The 24558-nt window shown below is 29.4% G+C and carries 16 protein-coding genes; all 16 read left to right on the top strand.

Annotated elements, in window-relative coordinates; translation table 11 throughout:
• Window positions 1–6 precede the first annotated feature (6 nt).
• The 16 genes from WNY60_RS11755 to WNY60_RS11680 all read left to right on the top strand — a co-directional run bounded on the left by WNY60_RS11755 (window position 7) and on the right by WNY60_RS11680 (window position 24540).
• Window positions 7–1317, top strand: a complete 1311-nt coding sequence (locus WNY60_RS11755; protein ID WP_342862488.1) for a hypothetical protein — start codon at window positions 7–9, stop codon at window positions 1315–1317.
• Window positions 1314–3491 (top strand): response regulator, encoded by a 2178-nt coding sequence (locus WNY60_RS11750; RefSeq protein ID WP_342862487.1) that lies wholly within the window; start codon window positions 1314–1316, stop codon window positions 3489–3491. Before WNY60_RS11755 ends, WNY60_RS11750 begins: the two co-directional genes overlap by 4 nt.
• A 64-nt stretch (window positions 3492–3555) precedes the next feature.
• Window positions 3556–5679, top strand: coding sequence for a tRNA (adenosine(37)-N6)-threonylcarbamoyltransferase complex ATPase subunit type 1 TsaE (locus tag WNY60_RS11745; RefSeq protein ID WP_342862486.1), 2124 nt, complete (start codon window positions 3556–3558; stop codon window positions 5677–5679).
• Window positions 5669–7252 carry a hypothetical protein gene (locus WNY60_RS11740; protein ID WP_342862485.1) on the top strand — a complete coding sequence of 528 codons (1584 nt, stop codon included), beginning with the start codon at window positions 5669–5671 and terminating at the stop codon, window positions 7250–7252. The genes WNY60_RS11745 and WNY60_RS11740 overlap by 11 nt, the downstream gene beginning before the upstream one ends.
• A gap of 228 nt (window positions 7253–7480) precedes the next feature.
• Window positions 7481–7840, top strand: coding sequence for a hypothetical protein (locus tag WNY60_RS11735; RefSeq protein WP_145001313.1), 360 nt, complete (start codon window positions 7481–7483; stop codon window positions 7838–7840).
• A gap of 258 nt (window positions 7841–8098) precedes the next feature.
• On the top strand, window positions 8099–9493 hold the full coding sequence (locus tag WNY60_RS11730; protein ID WP_342862483.1) for a PAS domain S-box protein: 1395 nt from the start codon (window positions 8099–8101) through the stop codon (window positions 9491–9493).
• A gap of 28 nt (window positions 9494–9521) precedes the next feature.
• Window positions 9522–12050, top strand: coding sequence for an ATP-binding protein (locus tag WNY60_RS11725; protein WP_342862482.1), 2529 nt, complete (start codon window positions 9522–9524; stop codon window positions 12048–12050).
• Window positions 12051–12126: 76 nt separating this feature from the next.
• Window positions 12127–12507 (top strand): response regulator, encoded by a 381-nt coding sequence (locus WNY60_RS11720; RefSeq protein WP_145001319.1) that lies wholly within the window; start codon window positions 12127–12129, stop codon window positions 12505–12507.
• 6 nt (window positions 12508–12513) lie between these two features.
• Window positions 12514–16998, top strand: coding sequence for a sigma 54-interacting transcriptional regulator (locus WNY60_RS11715; RefSeq protein WP_342862481.1), 4485 nt, complete (start codon window positions 12514–12516; stop codon window positions 16996–16998).
• 184 nt (window positions 16999–17182) lie between these two features.
• On the top strand, window positions 17183–17602 hold the full coding sequence (locus tag WNY60_RS11710; protein ID WP_342862480.1) for a hypothetical protein: 420 nt from the start codon (window positions 17183–17185) through the stop codon (window positions 17600–17602).
• 7 nt (window positions 17603–17609) lie between these two features.
• Window positions 17610–18026: a hypothetical protein gene (locus WNY60_RS11705; protein ID WP_145001325.1), complete on the top strand. Its 417-nt coding sequence runs from the start codon at window positions 17610–17612 to the stop codon at window positions 18024–18026.
• A gap of 68 nt (window positions 18027–18094) precedes the next feature.
• Entirely contained in the window at window positions 18095–20056 is a 1962-nt protein-coding gene (locus tag WNY60_RS11700; protein ID WP_342862479.1) for a T9SS type A sorting domain-containing protein, read from the top strand.
• A 2-nt stretch (window positions 20057–20058) separates the two neighbouring features.
• Window positions 20059–21507 (top strand): cell wall anchor protein, encoded by a 1449-nt coding sequence (locus WNY60_RS11695; RefSeq protein WP_145001328.1) that lies wholly within the window; start codon window positions 20059–20061, stop codon window positions 21505–21507.
• A 61-nt stretch (window positions 21508–21568) separates the two neighbouring features.
• Window positions 21569–23041: a hypothetical protein gene (locus tag WNY60_RS11690; RefSeq protein ID WP_339809303.1), complete on the top strand. Its 1473-nt coding sequence runs from the start codon at window positions 21569–21571 to the stop codon at window positions 23039–23041.
• Between the two features lie 235 nt (window positions 23042–23276).
• A complete protein-coding gene (locus tag WNY60_RS11685; protein ID WP_339809305.1) occupies window positions 23277–24041 on the top strand; it encodes a hypothetical protein in 765 nt (254 codons plus the stop codon).
• 181 nt (window positions 24042–24222) lie between these two features.
• On the top strand, window positions 24223–24540 hold the full coding sequence (locus WNY60_RS11680) for a hypothetical protein (protein ID WP_145001334.1): 318 nt from the start codon (window positions 24223–24225) through the stop codon (window positions 24538–24540).
• The last annotated feature ends 18 nt before the right edge of the window (window positions 24541–24558 follow it).

Below are 24558 nucleotides of genomic sequence, written 5' to 3'. Positions count from 1 at the left end.
TTAATTATGAATAAATTTAAATTTATTAAGCAATTGCTAGAGAACGAGAAGTTTAATACTTCTCAAAAGGATAGGTTTTTAAGTTTGGTTTCTAAGGAACTTGAAACAACAAATAAATTAGAAGTTGGTTTAATTAATGATGTTAAGGAAATAAAAGAAACGTTAGGCTTAGATAAAAAAACAATGACTGAAGATGTTGTTAATTCAGTAACTCAGAAATTAGATATTGAGAAAATAGAATTAGATATTAAAAAGTGTGATAATATTAACAAGACAACAAACGATATTAAAATAGATTACAATTCAATTCATCAAATTAATGAAGATAAAATGTCATCTGTAAAAAAAAATGAGGAGTTAAAATATTTGTCTCCTCAAGGATTGCGAGCATTTTTGATTGATTACAATCAAGATCCAATATTAAAGTATACTTGTCATCAAATAGATGATATTGATGTTGTAAATCAGTTGATTCAAGAAGAAGAAATGAAGGTGTATGAAATCAATAAACATCAAGAAAGGATTAGTCTGGCATTTGTTTCTTTATTAAAAAAGCATAAAATTAATAAGAAAATTTATTCTCTAATTAATACATACCTAAACGGAAATGGTACTTGGTCATCCGATAATATTAGTATAAACTGGAAATCTACACAGCTTCAAGAATGGGGTGATGTAAATAAAAAAATGGTTCCGCACCCTGGGTTAAATCTTTCCAATTCTTATAAATCGAGAGGGTTTCAGTTCGATTATTTTAAATCTAACATAACAGGGAAGAAGGTGAAAACATTTTCTCAATTAGTAATTCATTTTAAAAACTTGTTTCATATCAGAGCAGATAATTCTCTAAAGGATTTAATTGAATATCGAAATTTAAAGAAATGGAATGATAAAGTTGAATTTCAAATAGACAATGATAGTTTTTGGACTAATATAGAATTGTTTACTGATGTAGATAAATTATTACAAGCTTATGACAATATCATTACTATGATTTTAGATTTGGTTAATGAATTTAATTTACCTAAACCTCAAATTAAAATTAGTTTTATTGAAGAAGGGGACTATGTTGAATTATCTATTCATCATAGAAATACAGTCTTTAAAAAAACAATGAATAATTTAATTAACCGAATAGGTGAATCTCATACTGCTTTGATTAAAAAACTAGTCAATGGTCTTTGCGATTTGCATATAAAAGCAGATTTTGATAATAATCAGTACGCTCTTATTAATTTATGGGATGGAGAAGAGAGAAAACAAACACCCATAGCTAAATTTGAAGGTGTACAACATATATTACTTTTTAAACAATGATTTATTTAATAGATGATAAACGAAGTAGACAATTAGATTACGGATGGAATGAACAATTATTTCAAAAGTATTCAGATTTTATCACGCCCCTATATTTATACGAGGAGATAAAAAAGGTGTCCAGTGAGAAAATACTTTCTAAAAATAATATAGTATTATTTCACGAATCCTTCTTTGATAGTGTAGATAATAAACATAAGAATGATGGAGTAGATATTAGAAAAAGTTTAAATAAACTTTCAAATGAAAATAAAGGTTTCATGCTGTCTTTTTTTAGTGGATCTAAGAACTCGAGGAAGCTTGATAATAATGTAGCTTACTTACCTGTTTCTAGTTTGTACCAAAATTTAGAGGTTTTTATTCAAAAAACACAAGAAGGGCAAAAAGATTTTAGGTATTTGTTGTTTGGTGAAAAGCCTAACATCGAATCAGAATTATTAAACAAATTGCTAAACGCTAATGACTTATTAGAAGATAGTAATCATGTTGTTTCAAGTGCGAATTTTATTGCTAAGTCGCTTGAAAATGAAATTGATGATGTGTTTGGTTCGGAAGATAATGGTACTTTTTTTCTAGACGAAAAATATGATTCATCAATAAATGATGAATATCTTAATGACAAAGTTTTAGAATGGTTCACTACTAAAGAGTATGATAGTATTTTTATTCCTTTATGCTTCGGTAATTCCTTGTCTGATTTTAATGGATTGAGATTTGCTGCACATATTAGATGTACTGATACTCCTAATCAACTAAAAAATATTTTCTTATATAGTTTTATAGGAGATAATACTATGCTATTTGAAAATGAATATTTTGATGTTTTAAAAACAAAAAACATTCAATTAATAGATTATAAAAAAAGTGCGTTTAAAGAAGCAGTAGATCAAAAAACAAAAAAAATTTTAAAAGAAGAACTGCCTTTAGAAATTAGTAAAATTCGTTTGGATCCTCCTAAGAATTATGAAGATTCTCATAGTATAGCTAATGAATGGGCAATTTATCGTTGGGCAAGAACTATTAACACATCTGATAATAATATTGACAAGATTGAGAATAGAATAGACAGTAATTTATACTTTAAATATTTACAAACAATATATCCAATAAGTAAGTCTAGAACAATAAATACAGACGAACTTAAAATTAATTATTCAGGTAAGCCGAAGATATTATATATAGACGATGAAGCTGAAAAAGGTTGGGAAGAAATCTTTTCATATATATTAGGTGATATAAATGATTTACACTTTGAAGTTTTAGATATAAATTACAAAGAAACTAATCAAGAAAACCTAATTGAAAAAACAATTGTTAAAATAAAAGAAGAGGATATCGATTTAGTTATTTTGGATTTTAGATTACTACCTGAAGATTTCCAAGTTAAAGATATTTCAGAAGTGTCTGGGTTAAAGTTATTAAAAGCAATAAAAAAAATAAACCCAGGTATTCAGGTAATTATATTTTCTGCGACCAATAAAGTATGGAATTTTGAAGCTTTACAACATGCAGGATCCGATAGTTTTGTTTTAAAAGAACTCCCAGAAAACAGTATTGATGAAAATTTATCTTCAAGATTGATTAATTCTTTTTTAATAAATACTGAAACAGGTTTAAAGAGAAGATTTTTGAAAGAAGTTTTTTTAAAATTAGCAGTAATATCAAAGAATTTAGATACTCTGGAGTATGAAGACGACACTGACTATTCTCTTTTTATATTGCATTTGAAAAGTCAAATTAAACTTGTTTTAAAGGCAGCAAATAAGATTTCTCTTATTGATTCTTCTACAATTGATATTGTCTTTTTAAATTGTTATAATTTTTTAGAACTCTTTAAAAATTATTATTTGAGAGAGTTAGATTATAATTTCATTTTAGGAATTGAAGAAATAGAGATGAATAGATATAAATTTTTTCAGGGAGAAGTTATAAATGAAGGACAATTCAATAGAATTAATAGAAACGACAATCCAAGTTGGTTTCAGACGCTAACGGGTATATTAATTGATTATTTTTCTGTTTCTAAAAATGATGATAGAGAGATTATTAATTTAAATAAAATTAAAGATAAGAGAAACTATTATATACATGGAAAGAAACAAAGCTTTGATCAAAATGAATTACTAATGATAATTGATTTAATGATTATAATTACTAAAAAGATGAAAGAGTGATTTTATATGCATATACACTGCACACAACCAAATTACATTTGTATCAATTAAGAAACCAAAAAACATGTACAATCACTTTCGACATATAAATATTAACCAAGATCAACAGTTAGCTATTAATAAAATAAGTGATTTTTTAAAAAGTGAAGATAATATTTTCATTCTTCAAGGGTATGCAGGTACAGGTAAAACAACTTTAATTAAAGGAATTGTTAATTTTTTGGAGGAAATTAATAAGCAGTTTAATGTAATGGCACCAACAGGTAGAGCTGCCAAAGTATTAAGAGATAAAACGGGTTATGGTAAAACTGTACATAGTAGTATTTATAAATTAGAAGATTTAAAATCAATTAATTCTGATTCAAAAGAATTAGCAGAGCATAATATAAAATATCTATTTCCTATCGATTTAGATAATAATGTAGAAAGGGTTTTGATTGTAGATGAAGCTTCTATGATATCTAGTAGAGAATCTAAAAACGAACTTTTTGATTTTGGAACAAATATTCTTTTAAACGACTTGTTGTCGCATACATTTCAAACAAATAAAAACAACAAAATTATTTTTGTTGGTGATCCTGCTCAACTACCTCCAGTGGGTGATAATCAATCCAAGGCATTAGAATCATCCTTTTTTAAAGAATTAGGCTATTCTTGTGCAGATGCTCAATTAACACAAGTTATGCGACAAGATGATAACTTGATTTTAGAAAATGCAAATACAATTAGAGGGTTATTAAAGCAATCATATAGAAATACAATTGAATTAAAGTATGATAATAGCAGCTTTGTTAAATTAGATACATATGATATTGTAAATAAGTATACACAATTATATCCAAATCCTCAGATAGGTGATGGTGTTATAATATCTTTTTCAAATGCTCAATGCTACCAGTATAATTTTGCAATAAGAGAACAGTTATATCCTCAAAATAAAGATATTGTTGAAGGCGATATAATAATGATTAATAACAATAATCAATATACTTACAAAACACAATTGTTTAATGGTGATTTAGCAAAAGTGGTGTACGTTTCAAACCAAGTTGTGGAACAATCTGCTCCTGTATATGTTGAGAAAAACGGAAAAGTGACTCAAGAAATAATTAAACTTAAATTTAGAAAAATCGAGTTTAGAGTGCCGCATTTTGATGAAGAAATAAGCTGTTATATTATTGATGATTTGTTAAATAGTATAGACCGAGATTTAACTTTAGATATGACAAGGATGTTGTATATAAATTTTGTGATGCGGTTTAATAACGAACAAGAGAAAAGAAAACAATTAGGTCTAGAAAAATTCAAAGTAGGCTCTAATGAGTTTAAGGATGAGTTAGTTAAAGATCCTTTTTATAATGCTTTGAAAGTTAAATATGGCTATGCTATAACTTGTCACAAGTCACAAGGAGGCGAATGGGATAAAGTTTTTATAGATTATACTGGAAGAACTGGATTGTCTAATGATGTTTTAAAATGGAGTTATACCGCTACCACTAGAGGTATAAATACTGTATATGCTATCAATCCGCCACATTTATCTACCTTTAGTAAGTTAAAGGTTTTAAGTATTATTAATGTAGGTCAAATACCAAATCAAGCTCTATATTTAAATAATGTAAACTGCTCTCCTTATCATAAAAGCGATCAGCATAAAGCTAAAAGCTTAAAATTTTGGGAAGTAAAGGACAGATTGGAATCAACAAATTTTAATATAGTCAATGTTGAAACAAGTGGTTTTCTAGAAAAATATACTGTTGCAAATTGTTCAAATAAAGAATATATTTTAGAAGCGAGTCATCGCGGTTCAGGTCATTTTATAAATCAATTTGAGGTTAGAAATAAAATAGGGATTGAAGAGGAGCAGATACTAGAAACCATTTTTAATCAAAACTACTCATCTGATTTAAGTATTGATTATACACCAAGTGCTAAGTTTCTAGAATCATTATACTTTGTAATGAGAACCTATTGTCAGGCTTTAAATATATCAATTACAAATATTGATGAACAAGTTGGAAAGTATTTTGTTCAATATTTTTTAGTTACAGATAGTTTAAGTGCTAGCATTCAGTTTTATTTCAAGAATAACGAAAGTTTTTCTAAGGTTATGCCTAGAACCTACAGATGTGACGATGATATAAAATTAAAATTATTAATCGAAAAATTAGAACAGTATGCCAGCTAAAGAGATTAAAGAATTAAGAGAATCAGGGAAATTGGAGGAAGCTTTAATTATGGCTAAAAACGAATTTGATGTAGCGCCCGATAATATTTGGACAAAGAGAAATTTAGCTTGGGTATATTATTCGCTTTTAAAAAAACATCAAGGGAATCAAGATGAATTTTTGAGTGTCCTAATTAAGGTAATAGAACTAAAATTACCAGAAAATGAAAACATGTTTTATGAGCAGTTTTGTTGGGTAGTTGGAACGCATAATTTTAAAATAATAAAAGAAGAGGAAGTAACGTTAACTAAGTTTTTAGCAATAAAATCTACCTTTGATCAGGTTAAAAATTTAAGTTTGGCACCTTCTAAAGGTTATAGTTTCCTTTTGAAATCTTTTCATAATGAATTTAAAGGTGCTAAGATTCAAGGGGGATTTAACGATGATAATTTTATAAACTTTTCTAAAAAATATAGTGAATTTATTTTATGGAGTGGATTTAATTTTTTCAATGAGGAAGATTTTTTACCAAATGAAGTTAACGGTCGAAGAATAATTTCATTTGTAGAACAGATTATAATTGCATATTCTAAAGTTTTATTGGAAGGAGAACCTCTCAAGTCTGATGAGTCTAATGAGAACTTGTCATATTTAAGTAAAAGAATAATAAATGTAAGTCAAGTTGACTCTTTTTTAGTTTTTTTGAATAAGGTCATTAATTTACATCCTGAATATCAGTATACTTTATACTATAAATCTAAATTATTACTTGCTATCGAGAGATTAGAGGAGGCTAAAAATACTTTAATTCCTTTTGTAAAAAAGAAGAAAAATGAATTTTGGGTTTGGGAATTATTAGCAGAAGCTTTTCCTGATGATGTCGACTTACAAATTGGTTGTTTGTGTAAAGGTCTTACTTTAAACACAAAAGAGGCTTTTCTTGTGAAAGTTCATGAAAAATTAGCTAATTCATTAATAAGTAAAGAGTTGTATGCGGAAGCATCTGTTGAAGTAATGAACACCTACTTAATTAGAAAGAAGAATAATTGGAAAATCACTAATGATTTGAATAATTTAATGAATAAAGTTTGGTATAACAAAGAGGTGGGTAAAGGTGATAATTCTAATTTTTATTTAAACCAATCAAAATTGGCAGAAGAACTATTATATAATAATCATGAAGAGGTTGTAATTGCAATTGAGTATGTAAACGATAGTAAGAAAGTGGTTAATTTTATTAAAAATAAAGAAATGTTCGGCTATTTTAGTTATAAACATTTAAATATAAATCCTGAAGTAGGTAGTGTTTATAAAGTAAGATTAAACCCAATTGGAGAAGAAGGGTTTTTTAAAGTTTTGACTATTAAGTTAAGTTCTCAATCAGTTTCTGAATCTGTTAGTTTTGTTTCAGGAAATTTAAGAATAATAGAAAACAATAATTTTGGTTTTATTCAGGACGTTTTTATAACTCCTGATTTGATAAGTAATAACCATTTAAAAAATGGTGATATTGTTAATGCTACAACAATTTTATCTTTCAATAAAAAAAGAAATGAATGGGGCTGGAAAGCATTTAAAATTTCTCAGGATTAATAATTTTATGTAGTTTGAGCATTATCAAATATATTAATTAAGGAGAAATTACAGGCGACATTATCTATTGGGGTAAAATTAAAATATGATAAAGAAAATAAAATGTAAATTTATTTTATCTTGTATCTATTTTGTACCTCATATCTTGTAAAGTGCTTATTTTACTCAATAATCACTTTCTGTATTGGTAAATAAAGCAAGGCTATCCAAAAAACACAATTTCTAAAAATGACAATTAACCAACTTCCAGGCACCTATAATATAATTGGTAGTAATCAAGATGTGGAAGGTGTAACCTATAAAGGACAATTAAGCCTGACCTTAGACCAAAACAATAGAGTAGTAGCTAAATGGTTAATTAATAATAGTCAGGAGCAGTTCGGGACAGGTTTTTTTAAAGATAATATTCTTGTTATAAATTTTAATTATAAAGGAGAGGATGACGCAATTTATAAAGGTGTTGTCGTTTATAAGTGCATTACTAACGATATATTAGAGGGATTCTGGTCTGAAAAACATGGTAATCCTTTATTTTTAGGTCAAGAGCGATGCTTTAGAATAGTAACCAACAACCAATTAGTAAATTAAGTAGGTTATTATTAGGTTAAGTTTTTATTGTTGCGCTTCAAATTTGGTAACGATTTAAATGCTTGTATATCAATAATTTAAAATTATTGATGTAGTTAGATTTTGGTGCTTGTTATCTCTTGTTTGTAGTAAGATTGCAAAAAAACATTCGTGGTTTTAAATAAATTCATTTATCTTTTAAGTGTAAATTGTTGATTTTTAATTTTTAATTATTCAATGAATTGTCATATAATGTTTTAAGAGTAACAATATGTTTTTATGAGCGATACAAACACTAAATTAGTAGAACAATTACAGCATCTATATGGATTTTCTGATAATTTTATAGAGTCGCTTCAAGATGGATTAATAATAATAACGCCTAAAGGCGAAATTGTTTTAATGAATGATGCCTTGTGTCGTTTAACAGGTTATGATAAAACAGAATTGGCAGGAGCCTTATTACCTTTCCCTTTTTGGCCTCCAGAACTACATGACGATTATAAATCGCTTTTTAAAGAGCTTTCAAAAGAACATGTTAAACGAGAATTTAAAGTTATTTACATGCACAAAAACGGGAAACGCTTTCCTGTTACTGTCTTTTTTGCAAGCATTAAAAATAATCAGGATAAGGTCATAGCCTATATAGGCTTTATTCAAAATATAGAAGGTGTTGATTATAAAACATTAAATAATCCATCTGATAATCAAGAAGTTTTTACAATTTTAAATTATCGAAAAAAATATTTAGACTTAGTACTAGAGCGAAAAATAAATCAACAATTACAAATCACTTTAAATAATATATCTGATGGATTTGTCACTTTAGACGAAGATTTATGTTATACCTACATTAATGATAAAGCAATAGAATTAATAGGTAAAAAAGGAGTGGATTTAATTGGCGAAAACATTTGGAAAGCATTTCCAGAGATCATAGGACACCCTTTTTACAAAACATGTTGCAAGGCAATTGAAACCCAAACAACACAATATTTTAGAGGACATTTTAAGCCTTATGAAAAATGGTATGATTGCCGATTTTATCCAACAGCTAAAGGAGGTATAACTATTTATTTTCTAGATATTTCTGAACAAGAAAAAACAGAAGAATTACTATCTGAAAGCAAGAACGATTTAAACGCAATAATTAATAACATTGGTGATCCATTATTTGTAAAAGATGACCAAAGCTGTTTAATCTTAGTAAATGATGCCTTTTGTAAAATGTTTGAGACTAATAGGGAATTTGTAATTGGTAAAACATTAGCCGAAGACGTAACAGAACAAGAGCGAGAAACTTTTTTAAAAGTAGATAAAGCAGTTTTAAAAACGGGAATTGAAAACATAAGTGAAGAAACCCTTACTGTTAAAAATAGCAATACTAGAACTATTTCTACAAGAAAAACAAGATATGTTGATACAAATGGAAGTAAATTTATAATTGGCACGATTAGAGATATTACTAATCGTAAAAAAACAGAAGTAGAATTAGATTTATATAGACATCAATTAGAAGAGCTTGTTAATAGTAGGACAGAAGAGATAAATATCAAAAATGCCGAATTACAGCGTATGAATAAATTGTTTATTGGACGAGAATTAAAAATGAAAGAATTAAAAAATAGAATTGGAAAATTAAAAGAAGAAAACGATAACTTAACTAAACAATAATGCCTAATTTTTTTGATTCTTTTTAAATATGAAGCGTAGTCCAATTTATTCAATATTAAAAAAACCATTAGTTGCAGGTTTTATAACGTTTGCACTATTGTTATTTTTAACGCAATATATAACGTTCCAGAAATATTATATAAACGAAAACAATCAAAAAAGAGAAATTTCTAATCAAGTAAATTTAATTAAAGAAAAATTACAATCTTTAATTATGTTTAGTTTTTCAGCAACTAAATCTCTTGCATATATAGTAGAAAGAAATGGGATTCCGGAAGATTTTGATGATATAGCTGTAGAGTTGTTAAGTCGCAGTAAATATTTTGATGTTGTAGAGTTAGTAGATCGTAAAGGATTTATAACCCATGTCTATCCATTAAAAGATAATGATGTAATTGGGTATAATATTATAGATAGTAAGGAGGCTAGTAGTGGTGCTTTAGCAACAATTAAAAGAAACGATTTTTTTATTGCAGGCCCAGTTAACCTTAAACAAGGAGGTATTGGAATGGTTAGTCGCCAACCCATTATTATTGATTATAAATTTGCTGGATTTTCTGCGGTAGTAACCAAATTATCAACTTTTTTTAAAGATTTAAATATCAATCCTTCCAATAATAAGCAATACATCTATCAATTATCTAGAGTAAACCAAAAGACAGGAGAAGAGGACTATTTTTTAGATAATGATGTATCTGGTTACAAAGCGTATGCTGTGCCAATAGAGATGACATTTGGCGAGTGGAAGCTATATGTGATTCCCACAAAACACGATTTTAATACAGCAATTATTTTTGCTATCGTAGGATTTTTATTAACCCTATTAAGCAGTTTTGGCGTTTGGTACTTTGCAGGACGCTCGGAACGCATTCATAAATTAATTAACATCGAGCTTAAAAAGCAAAAGTCACAATTAACTAAAGTATATGAAACTAGTAGGAGACAAATTAAACTAAGTGAGTCTAACCTAAATAAAGCCCAACGTATAGCCAAACTAGGTAATTGGGAGCTTTGCCTAGAATCTAGCAAGCTTACTTGGTCTAAACAAATGTTTAGAATTTTTAAAAAAAATCCAAAACACTTTAAAGTTTCACACCAAGCAATGTTGGATATTATACATCCAGAAGACAGGGATTTTGTATCCAAAACATATTCGGACTCGCTTATAAATAAAGTACCATATCGCATCACATACCGTTTAAAATTAGATGACAATCAAATTAAATTCATAGACGAACAATGCGAAACCATTTATGATAAAAATCAAATGCCAGAAAAATCATTTGGAATAATTCAAGATGTCACAGCACGAATAAAAAATGAAGAGGTACTTAAAAAAAGCGAATTATTGTATCGTAGTTTAACCTCAAACGCGCCAATTGCAATATTTAACATAAATCATAAAGGCGAGTGTACCTATGTAAACGAACATTGGATTAAATTATCAGGTATTAGTTTTGAAGACGCTATGGGTCAAGGTTGGTTAAAAGCTTTTCATCCAGAGGATAAAAAAAAGGTGATTGCAGAATGGGAAAAGGCAATGTCATCAAATATCAAATTTAAAACAGATCTTAGGTTTAAAGATAATACGGGTAAAATCACATTTTTGACCGTAAAGGCTACAAAGCTTTTAGATGAAGAAAATAATGTTTTTGGATATATTGGTATAGCCTCAGATATTACAGAAAGAATAAATAACGAGAAAGAATTATTAAAATATAAAAACAATTTAGAAGAGTTAGTTAACGTTAGGACAGAAGAGCTTAAAGATAGTAAGGATGCTTTACTAAACTTGCTTGAAGATCTAAATTTCCAATCCTTAGAGTTAGAAAAAGAAAAAGCTAAAGCACAATCTGCAGATTTAATGAAATCTGCATTTTTAGCCACAATGTCGCATGAGTTAAGGACACCAATGAACTCTATTATAGGATTTACAGGTATTTTACTAAAAGAGTTAGCTGGTCCATTAAATCCAGAACAAAAAAAGCAAATTAAAATGGTTAAAAATAGCGGAGAGCATCTGCTAGGTTTAATTAACGATATTTTAGATATTTCTAAAATTGAAGCAGGTAAGTTAAAAGTGACTTATAATAATTTTGATTACTTAGCTTCATTAGAAAATACAATTAACTTTTTGCAGCCTCAAGCTTCAGCAAAAGGAATTACTATTTTACCTCAAATTTCAACCTTAGATATTGTTTTAAATAGTGATGAGGTCAGAGTGGAACAAGTATTATTAAACCTAATGTCTAACGCTATAAAGTTTTCAAAAAAAGGAACCATAACAGTTAAAGTAGATATAAAAGATAATAATCTTATTACACAAGTTATCGATCAAGGTATTGGAATACATAAAAATGACATCAATAAACTGTTTGTGCCTTTTACACAGTTAGAAGGTGGTTTGGATAGACACCATGAAGGCACAGGTCTAGGCTTGTCAATAAGTAAAAACTTAATTGAAAAACTAGGAGGTACAATATCTGTAGAAAGCACCTTAGGAGAAGGTAGTAATTTCACCTTTTCACTACCATTAATGCCTTCTGGTAGTAAATAATACTGTCAAAAATTATTTTAAATACTAAAAAATAATATATTTATAAAGCTATTACCATTATTAATCATCAAAGCCCATGATGCCTACTATTTTAATAATTGAAGATAACAAGCAAAACATGTATATGTTATCTTATTTACTTGAAAAAAATCAATACCAAGTCTTAAAAGCTTACAATGGATCTGAAGGATTAAAATTAGCAAACATAAATAATCCAGAAATAATATTGGTAGACATACAGTTGCCAGACATGGATGGTTATGCAATATGTGAGCAGCTAAGAAATAGTGATTTACCAAAAAACACCACAATCATAGCTGTAACCTCATATGCAATGGAAGGTGATAAAGAAAAAGCGATGCAAGTAGGAGCGGATGGTTATATAGAAAAACCCATAAATCCCGATACATTTATAAACCAAATGCAAGAAATGTATCTTGCAAAAAACCAGAAATAAATAGGTATGAAAACAATTTTGATAGTAGATGATGTTTTTGAAAATCTATATTTATTAAGGGTAATTCTTATACAAGCAGGATATAATGTGGTAGAAGCTAATGACGGTAAAGAAGCATTAGATAAATTAACCGAAAATAGGGTAGACTTAATAATTTCGGACATATTAATGCCAGTAATGGATGGTTACATGTTTTGTCAAGCTTGCAAAAAAGATGAAAAATTAAAAGATATCCCGTTTGTATTTTATACCTCTACTTATACTGAAAAGGTAGATGAAGACTTTGCATTAAAATTAGGTGCAGCACGCTTTTTAAGAAAACCAACAGATCCAGATCACATAATAGCTTTAATAAAAAGACTTCTGGATACGTCAAACCCAAAAAATAAAGCAAAAAATAATACCGAGTTTACAGAAGAAGAAGTTTTAAAACTATATAGCAAACGACTAATAAGTAAATTAGAACAAAAAAATTTAGAATTAGAAAAAGAAATAACTGAGCGTAGCAAAATAGAGTTAAAACTAACTAATGAAAACGCAATATTAGATTTAATAGCCAATAACACCTCAATTAAAAAGGTGTTTAATCACATTATACATAACTACCAATCCTTACGTCCAGAATTTTATTTATCCATTAGTTTACTTGAAGACGATAAGGAGCATTTAAGGCTAATTTCTGCACCAAACTTGCCAAAAGACTATTGTGCTGCGATTAAAAATTTAAAAATTGGCGAGAATATAGGATCTTGTGGTACGTCTGCATATTTAAAAAAACCAATCATCGTATCTGATATAAGTACAGATCCGCTTTGGGAAAATTATAGACATTTAGCAGTTAACCACGATTTAAAATCGTGTTGGTCAATTCCAATACTTTCTGAAAAAAATGAGGTTTTTGGTACCTTTGCAATTTATAGTAGCAGTGTAAAAACGCCGACTTTTGAAAACATAAGAGAATTAAACTCTGCAGTAAGCTTAGCAAAAATGGCTATCGTAAAGTTTAATATGGCTGAAGAAGTAAAGAAAAAAGAAGAGTCTTATGAGTCTTTAGTAGAGCAAGCTACAGATGCTATCCTGACCTACACTTATGATGGAGTCATTCATAACTTTAATAAAGCAACCTACACAACACTAGGATATACAAAAAAGGAGTTTTTAAAATTAAAAATTCAAGATTTTATAATTGGAGATGTTATTCAAAATGACGTAACCCGTGACGCTATACTTAAAGGTGAAGCTGTTGTCTTTGATAGACAACTAGTGTGTAAAGACCAAACAATAATAGACGTTGAGGTTTCGGCAAAACTTCAAAAGGATGGTAAAGTTCTAGCTATAGTGCGTGATGTTTCAGAACGTAAAAAAGCAGAAGCTAAATTATTAGAAAGCGAATATAATTTAAGACAATCCCAAATAGTTGCAAATCTAGGATCATATGCTGTGGATCTAACAACAATGACTTGGGATTGTACTGAGTTGTTATATCAAATTTTAGGAATAGATGAATCCTTCGTTAGAACAATAGATAGCTGGGTTGATCTTATTCATACTGAAGACAAAATAGACGTTTTAAATTATTTTGATAGCTGTGTAAAAAACAATACACGATTTAATAAAGAGTATCGTGTTATTCAATATAATTCTAAAAAAGAAATTTGGGTACATGGTGTAGGAGAGTTGCTATTTGATGACAACTCTAATCCTATTAAAATGATAGGGACTATGCAAAATATTACAGAGCGTAAAGCAGTAGAATTAAAACTGCAGAAAAATGAAAAATCATTACTAGAAGCTCAAAAAATAGCTAAAATAGGAAGCTACTATTTAGATTTAGAAACCAGTTTAGCTCATGCCTCAATAACCTTTAAAGAGATTGCTGGTTTAGAGAAAAAAGATACTATTTCTCGAAAATTATGGAAAGATATCACACACCCAGAAGATGCCGAAATAAATAGTGCTGAGATTGAAAGATGTATAAGAACAGGACAAGAGTTTGATTTGGAATATAGAATTTATTCTAAAACCGATAATAAATTAAAATGGATACACGGTTTAGGAGAAGTATCTTATCAAAACGGTAAAGCAAAAAGCTTTTTTGGAACCATCCAAGATATAACAGAGCGTAAAACTGCCGAAATTAAAATTAAAGAAAGTGAACAATCATTATCTACTGCTCAAAAAATAGCCAAAATAGGAAGTTTTAATCTTGACCTTATAAACTTGATAGCTAAAACTTCGGATACTTTTAATGAAATAGTTGAGTATGAAACGGATAAAAAAATATCATTTGATTTTTGGAAAAATATAGTGCATCCTGATGACAGAGCAATAATAAAAGACGCAGTAATAAAAAGTGAAAAATTAAATAAAAAGTTTGATTTAGAATATAGAATTATTAGTACTAAAACTAAACAAGTTAAATGGATTCATGGTTTAGGAGAGGTCTTTTACGTGGATGATATTCCATCAAGCTTTGTTGGAACAATCCAAGATATAACCGACCGTAAAAAAGCAGAAATAGATTTAAAAATAGCAAACGATTTTACTGAAAGCCTTGTAATGTCAATGCAAGAAGGTCTACTAATGGTTAATCTTAATGGTACTATCATGAAGGTTAATGAGTCACTATGTGATTTATTAGGATATACCGAAGCGGAACTTCTTGGCATGGATTTACCTTACCCTTTCGCAAGGTCAGAGGATTATGAGCTTATGATGGAGATTAAAGATAAAGTAGCAAATGGCGAAGCACCTTCATTTCAACTAGAATTTATTAGAAAAAATGGAACCAGATTTACAGCGTCGTTTTTAGCAGGTATTATTTATAATAACCAAAATGAAGTTATTGCAATATTTGCTACTATAAAAGACATCTCTGAAGAACTAAAAATAAAAGAAACTTTAAAACAAATCGCTTTAAAATCCACGCAGAAAAAAGATGTTATATTAAAATTAGCAAGTCTTATTGGCGAAGATTTAGAAGCATCCTTAAAAAAGATTGCTATTACATCTGCAGAAGCTTTGCAAGCAGATTTAGTAACCATTTGGGAATATAAGATGGATAAAACAGAGTTAGTCAGTAAATTGTTTTACAATGCAGAAGATAAAATATTTGATAGTGAAGCGTTATTAATTAAAAAAGAAAGCTTCCCCAATTATTTTGAAGCTTTCAAAGATAGGACTAGTATTAACATTAGTAATGTAAGATCTAATCCCATAACAAAAGCTTTTGCTAAACAATTTTTTGAGCCTCTTAATATTTCTTCAAGAATTGATGTTGTAATTTATGGTCAAAATGAACATTACGGTATTTTAAGTTTTGAAACTAAAGCCACTAATAGAACCTTTAATGCAGACGAAGAGAGTTTTGTAACGTCCATTGCTAGTATAATTTCTTTAATGGTAGAAGGTACGGAACGTAAGATTGCAGAAAATAAAATAGCTCTAGCCAATGAAAAACTATTAGAAGTTAATAAAGAGTTAAACGTTTTAAGAAACCAATTAGAGCAAGAAAACGTCTATTTACGTAACGAGCTTGACCTGGTTTTTAACTTTGAAGAGATGGTTTATGGTAGTGTAGAATTTAGTAATGTATTAAACGAAATAGAAAAAGTCGCGCCTACTAATGCTACAGTATTATTATTAGGAGAATCTGGTACAGGTAAAGAGTTGTTGGCTAGAGCTGTACACAATATAAGTAACAGAAACAGCAAGCCATTAATTAAAGTTAATTGTTCTGCAATACCACGAGAGTTAATTGAAAGCGAATTATTTGGTCACAAAAAAGGATCGTTTACTGGAGCCTTTAGTGACAAAATTGGTAAGTTTGAACTTGCGGATGGTGGTACATTATTTTTAGATGAAATTGGAGAACTACCATTAGACATGCAACCTAAAATTCTAAGATTTTTACAAGAAGGAGAAATTGAAGTCGTTGGTGGATTAGGATCTAAAAAATTAGATGTACGCGTTATTGCAGCAACCAATAGAAACTTATTGGCAGAGATAGAGAAAAAGCAATTTAGAGAAGATTTATACTTTAGATTAAATGTCTTTCCAATTGCGGTTCCAGCCTTAAGAGATCGTAAGGATGATATTCCATTGTTAGTAGAGCATTTTGTAGATAAATTTGGTAAAACCTATGAAAAACAGATCAAATATATATCTGATGATGCGATGTCCCAACTTAAAGCTTACAATTGGCCTGGAAATATTAGAGAGCTTGAAAACTTAATTGAGCGCGCATTAATACTATCTAATAGCGATACTTTAATTATTCCCGGTTTTGAAACTACTAATCAAAAATCTAAGCAACGCATTAACAGTGTAGACCTAAATTTAGATACAGTTTTACGCAATCATATCTTACAAGTCTTAGAAGATTGTAAATGGAAAATTAGTGGATCTAACAGTGCTTCTGAAGCATTAGGATTAAAACCTAGCACATTACGCGATAAAATGAACAAATTAGGGATAGTTAAGCCTAATTAAAACTAACGGTATTCCGTGAGTTGTCTGTTTACACAAAAGTAATACACGGAATACCGACACTTTATTTATTAGTAATAAATTCTTAAAAATTATAAAACACTGTAAATCAATGTTTTGTAATTTTTTTTTGCTTAAAAATTATTTGTGGCATCCGTATTGGTTTAAACTTTACAAATCAATAGTTATGGAGGACGATAAATTAATTGAAAATTTCAAGTTTTGGGTAGATCAAGATGTGATCTATTGCCAAATTTTGAATGATTTAACTGATTTAGATGATAATAAAATAAAAGATATCGAGCACATTTTTTTAAATAAAATATTTATGCTATCTAAAGATGTGCACATGCCAATTTTAATTGACCTAAAAGAGTTAAATTTTTCTAACGCTATTAAGGTATTTACGTTTTTATCTAAAAATACATTAATTAAATCATTAGTGTTGTCTAAAACATTTTTAGTTAACTCCTATAAACTAAAAATGCTATTAAACATTCAAAGTTTTATTTGTAATCCTTCACTTCCTGATGTGATTTTTAAATGTAATAAGTCGGCAATACAATATTGCATAGAGGATAACCGAACGTATAACTCATTAAACTAAAAAAAACATGAAAAACATACAAACAGTAGGACATGCAAAATTTTGGAAAGATGATAATAATATTATAAATCTTAAATTTAATAGTATTGAGGACTATTACATTTTTGATTTAACTGCAGCAAAAAAATATGTAAGCGTAATAATGGACTTGTGTAACGGTAGACCAATGTCTTTTATAATAGACTTAAGAGGGTTTCATGGTACATTCTCTACAGAGGCTGCAAACTTTATAGCTAAATCTAGTGACTTAATTAAATTAAGAATATCTGAAGCATTTATATTAAATTCAATAGGAACCAAATTATTAATAGCGTCTTATAAAAGAATATACGATCCCTTAACACCACATATAACTTGCAATGATATTGAGACAGCAAAGCAATATTCTATTGAAAATATTGAATTATACGATAAAGATAGCTGATGTAAAACAAACTAATAATAACTAACTATTTTTTACTAATCCCTTAATAATCCCCAAACCTACTACCTATGAGAAAAAAATATGTTCTATCTCATTGTCTAATTATTTTTAATCTACTATGTGTTTATTCGCAAATTGTAAACGAAGGTGTTTTACAAATTTCGAATGCAACAGATGTGTATTTTGAAAATGAATACACAAACAAAGTTAGTGCTACGCTAAGTACTAACGGTAACCTATACCTAAACAATAGTTTTATAAATAATGGAGTAACAACGTCCACTTCAGGGACAACCTATTTTAAAAGCAATACAAACCCATTATTAAGTATTTCTGGATCTTCAAATACAATCAACTTTAATAATCTAGAAGTAGATATTACAGCTGCAAATACTAAAGGATTGTCTGTTTCGGATGGATTTTTATTAAACATTTCTAATGGACTAAATTTGGTAAATGGAGATGTAAGACTAAATGGAGAGTCTCAATTAATACAATCCCACGTTGGATTAGACGCTAATGCAGTTTCCTCAGGAAAAATATTAGTGGATCAACAAGGGTATGCTTCGGCTTACAAATATAATTATTGGACGTCACCTATTAACAATGGCGGAACGTTTTCATTATTATCAGGTATGTATGATGGTACAGATGCTAACATTAATCCTTTTGCACCTTCACAAATAGCATTTATTTCTGGTTCTCCTTATAACGGTTTACCTGCAATCACTAATGTTTCAGGAGAAGTAACAACGCCATTATCCATAAGTACAATGTGGTTATACAAGTACATACAAGGGTCTGGATCTTATTATGACTGGGTAGCGTTAGATCAAAACAGTGCATTAAATCCAGGAGAGGGTTTCTCCATGAAAGGTTCTGGAGCTTCAGGAGCTGATCAAAATTACGTGTTTTATGGTGCGCCTAATAATGGAGAGTATACATTTTCTATTAATGTAGGAGAGGAATCTTTAGTAGGTAATCCATATCCATCTGCTTTGGATACTAATAAGTTTATTTTGGATAACGCTACGGTATTTGATGCATTATATTTTTGGGTAGATGGTGGATCAACATCACATATCTTATCTAATTATTTAGGTGGTTATGCTATTAGAAATTTAACAGGAGGAACTCCACCTTCAGTGTTTTCTACTTTAATTGGAGGATTGGGTTCTGCAGGAAGTATTACTGTGCCAAAAAGATATGCGCCAATTGGTCAAGGCTTTTTTATTAAAGCATATGCGTCAGGATCCATAGTGTTTAATAACTCTCAAAGGGACTTTAAAAAAGAGTCAGAAGGAGAGGCTATTTTTTATAGAAATCAAAATGATCAAACAGAAAATCAGGATCAATTTATACGATTAGGTTATGAAGATCCAGAAGGGTTTCATAGGCAATTACTTCTAGGTTTTTTACCAGATTCTACTGCAGATGTAAATTATAATCCAGGTTATGATGCATTACTTAAAATATGCAGAGATGATGAAATGTTTTTTGTAATTGAACAAGATTTAGATAAAAAATATGCAATTCAAGGTGTTGATGCTTTTAACGATACTATGGAGTTTCCTTTAGGCATATTAATATCAGAAACAGGATTACATCAAATAATGATTGATGAGGTTGAAAATTTTCAACACACGATTTACTTAAAAGATAATATTCTAAATACAACACATAATTTATCTGATGCTAATTTTAATGTAAACCTGCCTATTGGTAATCACTTAGACAGATACTCTTTAGTATTTGTGCCTCAAAACTCATTATCAACAACGGATCAGACGTTGTCTAATCTTACGGTGTTTTATGATGGAAACAAAAATGTAGTAGTTAATAATAAGGATAGAATGCAACTTAAAAACATAACGATATACAATGTTTTGGGGCAAGAAATTTCAAGGTTAAATGATAATATAAATAACTCCAACAAAGTGAAAATTCCTTTTAATCAAAGCCAAGGAATATATTTTGTAAAGGTTGTAACAACAACAGGTGAATTAACTCAAAAAATAATAAACTACTAATTATGAGTATATTAAAACTAAAAATCAGTATAGCGCTAATAGTAGTTTTTATTAGTGTAAATTTTCAGGCAGTAGCTCAAGTTGGGATAGGAACATTATCTCCAGATACATCTGCTATGTTAGAGGTAAACTCAACAGAAAAAGGGATGTTAGCACCAAGAATGACCTCTGCGCAACGTATAGCAATTTCTAATCCAGCGGAAGGATTGTTAGTGTTTGATACAGATATTAATGTGTTTTACTTTTATGATGGCAATGTTTGGACAGCTTTAAAAGCAGAAATCAAACGTAGTAACTATAAGTTAGTTAAAGACATTTCAGACTTAGCAGATGAATTAGTCTCAGGTGGAGGATCAAAATATGTCTTAAACGAAAATTACTTGTACGAAATAAACGGAAATATCAACTTTGATTTTCCAGTCGATTTAAATGGTGCTTACGTTAGCGGTCGTGATACAGGTGAAGATGCCTTAGTAAATAATTCTGGAGCAACTTTTTTTAGTGGCTCAAAAGGAGGGCATTTTAAAGATATTGTCATTCGTGGTAATAACCAGCAAGTCTTTAATATTTCAGGATCTGGAACTGAAAATCTAATTGCCTATAGCTTAGTAATAGTAGGTGCTTCTTCTGTCGGAACATTTAATAATTTAAACACTTTTTATTTTGAAGTTTTACAAGTATTAGGGACTGGAGACGGTATATCAGCTTCAAATATTTCTAATTATTATATGGATAAAGTCTTTTGGACAGACGGAAATAGTGGTACATTTTTGAAGTTTTCAGGTATATTTAGTAACTTACAGATAGCCAATGGTCGCGTAGTTGTAGATTCTGGTGAAACAGGAATAGATGTAAGCAGTAACCCAACTATTAATATTTCTGCATCTATTGCACAAGTAAGTTTTACAGGAGGTGGTAGTAGGTTAAAAGGCTACACAGAAAACACGTACGCAGGCTACAAATTTAATAGCAATTGGGATGTAGACGCAACAGGTTTACAGTTAGAAACGGATGATGCCTCAATTGGAGATATACATTTAGAATCTCCTATTGGTAGTGGTTTTCAAACAGATTTTACATCAATAGGATCTGGAGTACCAACAAAATTAGAAGGCTTATCTTATTCTAATAACTTATTTAGATTTAGTGCACCAATCAACAATAGATTGGTTTATGATGGAGTAAAAACTAGAAGTTTTCAGATTTCTAGTAGCATTTCCTTCCAAGGTGATAATAACAGTTCCATCTATATTTTTTACATAGCAAAAAACGGAGTTGTTCAAAACGATTCAAAAGTATACAGACAAGTAGGTAGCAATAACGATGTAGGAGCTGTATCTGTTGTTGGGTCTGTAAAGTTAGATCAAGGCGATTATATAGAGGTCTGGGCCGAACGTTATTCTGGTGCAGGAAGTCTACTGTTAGTCTCTTTAAATTTAATAATTAAATAGTTCATCGCGCTATAAATTCAATAATAAAAACGATTTCATAAAATTTTAAAAACTATAAATTATGGATATTTCAAAACTAAAATTAATAACACTTACACTAGCAATATTTGCAGGTGTATCAAGTGTAGCTATTGCCCAAGTTGGTATTGGTACTGTAAATCCAGAAGTATCTTCAATGTTAGATATATCATCCACAGATAAAGGGATGTTAGCACCAAGAATGACATCTGTGCAACGTATAGCAATTTCTAGTCCAGCTAATGGATTACTAGTGTATGATACAACCGAAAATGCTTTTTATTTCTACAAATCTAGCGTTTGGTCTAAAATAGATTCAGCAAAACGTAGCATGCATAAATTAATTCAATCTGAAGCAGATTTAGCAGCAGAGCTAGTAGCAGGAGGAGGATCGACTTATCTTTTATCTTCAGATACTTTGTACGAAATTAATGGTACAATTGCATTATTGCACCCAATTGATTTAAATAACGCGTATATCGTTGGGTTTGATACAAACGAAGACGTATTATCTAAAGCTGGAGGAACAATGTTTGTTGGATCTACAGGAGGAAGTATTAAAGGGATTTCTTTGACAGCTCCAGGTGGTACTATTTTTGCTTTATCCGGAGCAAATACACAAAATTTAATTTTTAGGGATGCTGTTGTATATGGTTCTGGATCTATTGGTACTGTTAGTGGTTTTGGATTAGCGTTTGTAAGTATTGTTCAGTTTGTTGGAAACGGAGCAGGTATCATATACAATAATATTACCAACTTATTATTAAGTAATATGGGATGGTTGTCTTCAAATTCCGGTACTTATGAAACATTTACAGGGACCTTTAATATTATTCAAAAACAAGGTGGTTTTTCAGAGGTTAATGGCTCAGCTATAGGGATTGATGTTTCTAGCAATCCTGCGGTAAGTAATGGTGTTTTAACAGGAGTTAGTTTTAGTGGTACAAGTACTCAATATATTAAGCGTTATGGTACTGGATCGTATGCAGGATTTAATTTTAATAATGCATGGACAGTTGATTGTCCTGGTATACCAGTGGAGTCAGATCAAGTAGCAACAGGTAACATTTATTATGATGGTACAATAACAACAGGATTTGTACAAAATATTACAGATAATAATCCCTTAAATTTGACAGGTAATTCAGGATCAAATTCGACAACAGCAGTAAATTTATTAAGGATGAGTTCTAGTACGGATAACAGGCTAACGTACTTAGGGAAAAAGACTAGAACTTTTCAGATTAGTGCCTCGTTGTCTGTTAGAGGTAATACAACTACCGGGAATTTTTATGGTTTTTTTATTAGAAAAAATGGGGTAACGGTAACTGGAACTACCTTAGTAGAAACTAACTCTTTAATGCGTGTAAATAATACTTCAGACATTAACAGTTTGTCTATTTCTGGAACAGTAGAGCTGGCTCCAAACGATTATATTGAGATTTGGGGACAACGACTTACAAGTTCTGGTACAACCTCGATAACAGTATTTTCTTTAAACCTTAATATCAAGTAATTTATTAATAGTAGTTTTTTAGTTAAGTTAGTAAGGCCTTCTGTTAGTTTTAACAGAAGGTTTTATGTTATTTGTAAATATAATAACCAGTAATTTTAAGTCTAATATCACTTAAGTAGTTGGTTTAAAAATTATTTTTTAATTAAATAATCAGGATAATTAATCCAAAAAAATATTGGCTTATCTTGCAGCGTTTTATTTGTAGTTAATACAAGTAATATAAAAAGTTATAAAAATGAATAATAATCGTAATAACGAGGATAAAGTCGCTCAAATTAATAAAGTAATAGATCATTACTTTGCGACTAATACAGATAAAGATTGGATACCTGCAAAAGATATCATGTCTGATTTAATTAATGCAGGTGTTTTTGTAAAAGATCAAAAAAAGGGATTACCACTTAGAAAAATCCTGAGAGTATTAGATAAAGAGGACAACCTAAAAGCAATACCAAGGGTACATCCAGAACGTGCCGAAGCAGCTACCTATTGGTACTTTTTAAGAGAAGGTGCTACATTTCCTGAAAACGAAAATATTAGTACAGTTTCAAAAAAAGATATTGCTAAAGCTAAACGCGAAAGTACAGACGAGTTTTACATAATTAATTTATGTGATGAGGTTTTAAAGGAAGAAGCTTCACGCAAGCATACCTTTGCTTGGTTGTTTGGAGATATGCATAAAAAAGGTAAAACAAGAACATTGTTACCTGTAGCTGCGTTTTATAAAGACGCTAATTTAGTAATTGAATTCGCTGAAAAGAAAAATAAAACCGAAGCGCAATTAGAAAAATTAGAAGCGTTAACCACAAGTGGTATCACTAGAGGTCAACAAATAGAAAAGTACAATCACAGAAGAAAAGAAATGATTTCTAAAAAGGATATCAATTTAGTGACCATTGACTACACTTTATTTGAAACGGATAACAAAGGAAAATTAAAACGCAATACTACAGAGGATGTCGCATTACTTAAAAAAATCCTGAAAAATTATATTCAGTAAAAGCGGTTTTAAATAATACATTTAAAAAGGTCTAATCTAATACTTATAGGTTAGACCTTTTTTGTTTTCTGTTATTAATAGTTTTAATTCAAATCAAGTTTAAAAGTTAAAGTAGTATGTTAAATAAACAGTTTATTATATTTTTAGATGGTTGTTGTAATAAATCAAAATTCACTACAAAATGTCAAATAGTATAATTGAGATTAAACGAATAAAGCAATATGCTAATAAAGCTAGAGCAATCGAAATTTATATAAATAACAAAAAAACAGATACTATTAGAGATGGAGAAACCAAATCTTTTCAAGTGGATCCTATTCAAAACGAAGTGTATGCAAAAATTGATTGGTGCAAAACAAAACCACTTAAAATTAACACAAAAGAAAACGCTATATCAAAACTAGAATTAGGCTCAAATCTAACTGGCTTTAAATTATTGTTTGCTTTTTATTACGTGATTTTTAAAACGTCAGAATATCTATATTTAAAAAAAATATAAGTTGATACTCAAAACGTA

The organism is Olleya sp. AS48 (assembly GCF_038900355.1).
GTDB lineage: Bacteria > Bacteroidota > Bacteroidia > Flavobacteriales > Flavobacteriaceae > Olleya.
Note: the sequence above shows the minus strand (reverse complement) of the source record. Positions and strands in the feature narration are given on the sequence as shown.

Coding starts and splice junctions, on each gene's coding strand:
- WNY60_RS11680 (WP_145001334.1), top strand. CDS start 24,223: ATGTCAAATAGTATAATTGAGATTAAACGAATAAAGCAATATGCTAAT.
- WNY60_RS11750 (WP_342862487.1), top strand. CDS start 1,314: ATGATTTATTTAATAGATGATAAACGAAGTAGACAATTAGATTACGGA.
- WNY60_RS11730 (WP_342862483.1), top strand. CDS start 8,099: ATGAGCGATACAAACACTAAATTAGTAGAACAATTACAGCATCTATAT.
- WNY60_RS11695 (WP_145001328.1), top strand. CDS start 20,059: ATGAGTATATTAAAACTAAAAATCAGTATAGCGCTAATAGTAGTTTTT.
- WNY60_RS11700 (WP_342862479.1), top strand. CDS start 18,095: ATGAGAAAAAAATATGTTCTATCTCATTGTCTAATTATTTTTAATCTA.
- WNY60_RS11735 (WP_145001313.1), top strand. CDS start 7,481: ATGACAATTAACCAACTTCCAGGCACCTATAATATAATTGGTAGTAAT.
- WNY60_RS11720 (WP_145001319.1), top strand. CDS start 12,127: ATGATGCCTACTATTTTAATAATTGAAGATAACAAGCAAAACATGTAT.
- WNY60_RS11705 (WP_145001325.1), top strand. CDS start 17,610: ATGAAAAACATACAAACAGTAGGACATGCAAAATTTTGGAAAGATGAT.
- WNY60_RS11740 (WP_342862485.1), top strand. CDS start 5,669: ATGCCAGCTAAAGAGATTAAAGAATTAAGAGAATCAGGGAAATTGGAG.
- WNY60_RS11685 (WP_339809305.1), top strand. CDS start 23,277: ATGAATAATAATCGTAATAACGAGGATAAAGTCGCTCAAATTAATAAA.
- WNY60_RS11755 (WP_342862488.1), top strand. CDS start 7: ATGAATAAATTTAAATTTATTAAGCAATTGCTAGAGAACGAGAAGTTT.
- WNY60_RS11725 (WP_342862482.1), top strand. CDS start 9,522: ATGAAGCGTAGTCCAATTTATTCAATATTAAAAAAACCATTAGTTGCA.
- WNY60_RS11715 (WP_342862481.1), top strand. CDS start 12,514: ATGAAAACAATTTTGATAGTAGATGATGTTTTTGAAAATCTATATTTA.
- WNY60_RS11710 (WP_342862480.1), top strand. CDS start 17,183: ATGGAGGACGATAAATTAATTGAAAATTTCAAGTTTTGGGTAGATCAA.
- WNY60_RS11690 (WP_339809303.1), top strand. CDS start 21,569: ATGGATATTTCAAAACTAAAATTAATAACACTTACACTAGCAATATTT.
- WNY60_RS11745 (WP_342862486.1), top strand. CDS start 3,556: ATGTACAATCACTTTCGACATATAAATATTAACCAAGATCAACAGTTA.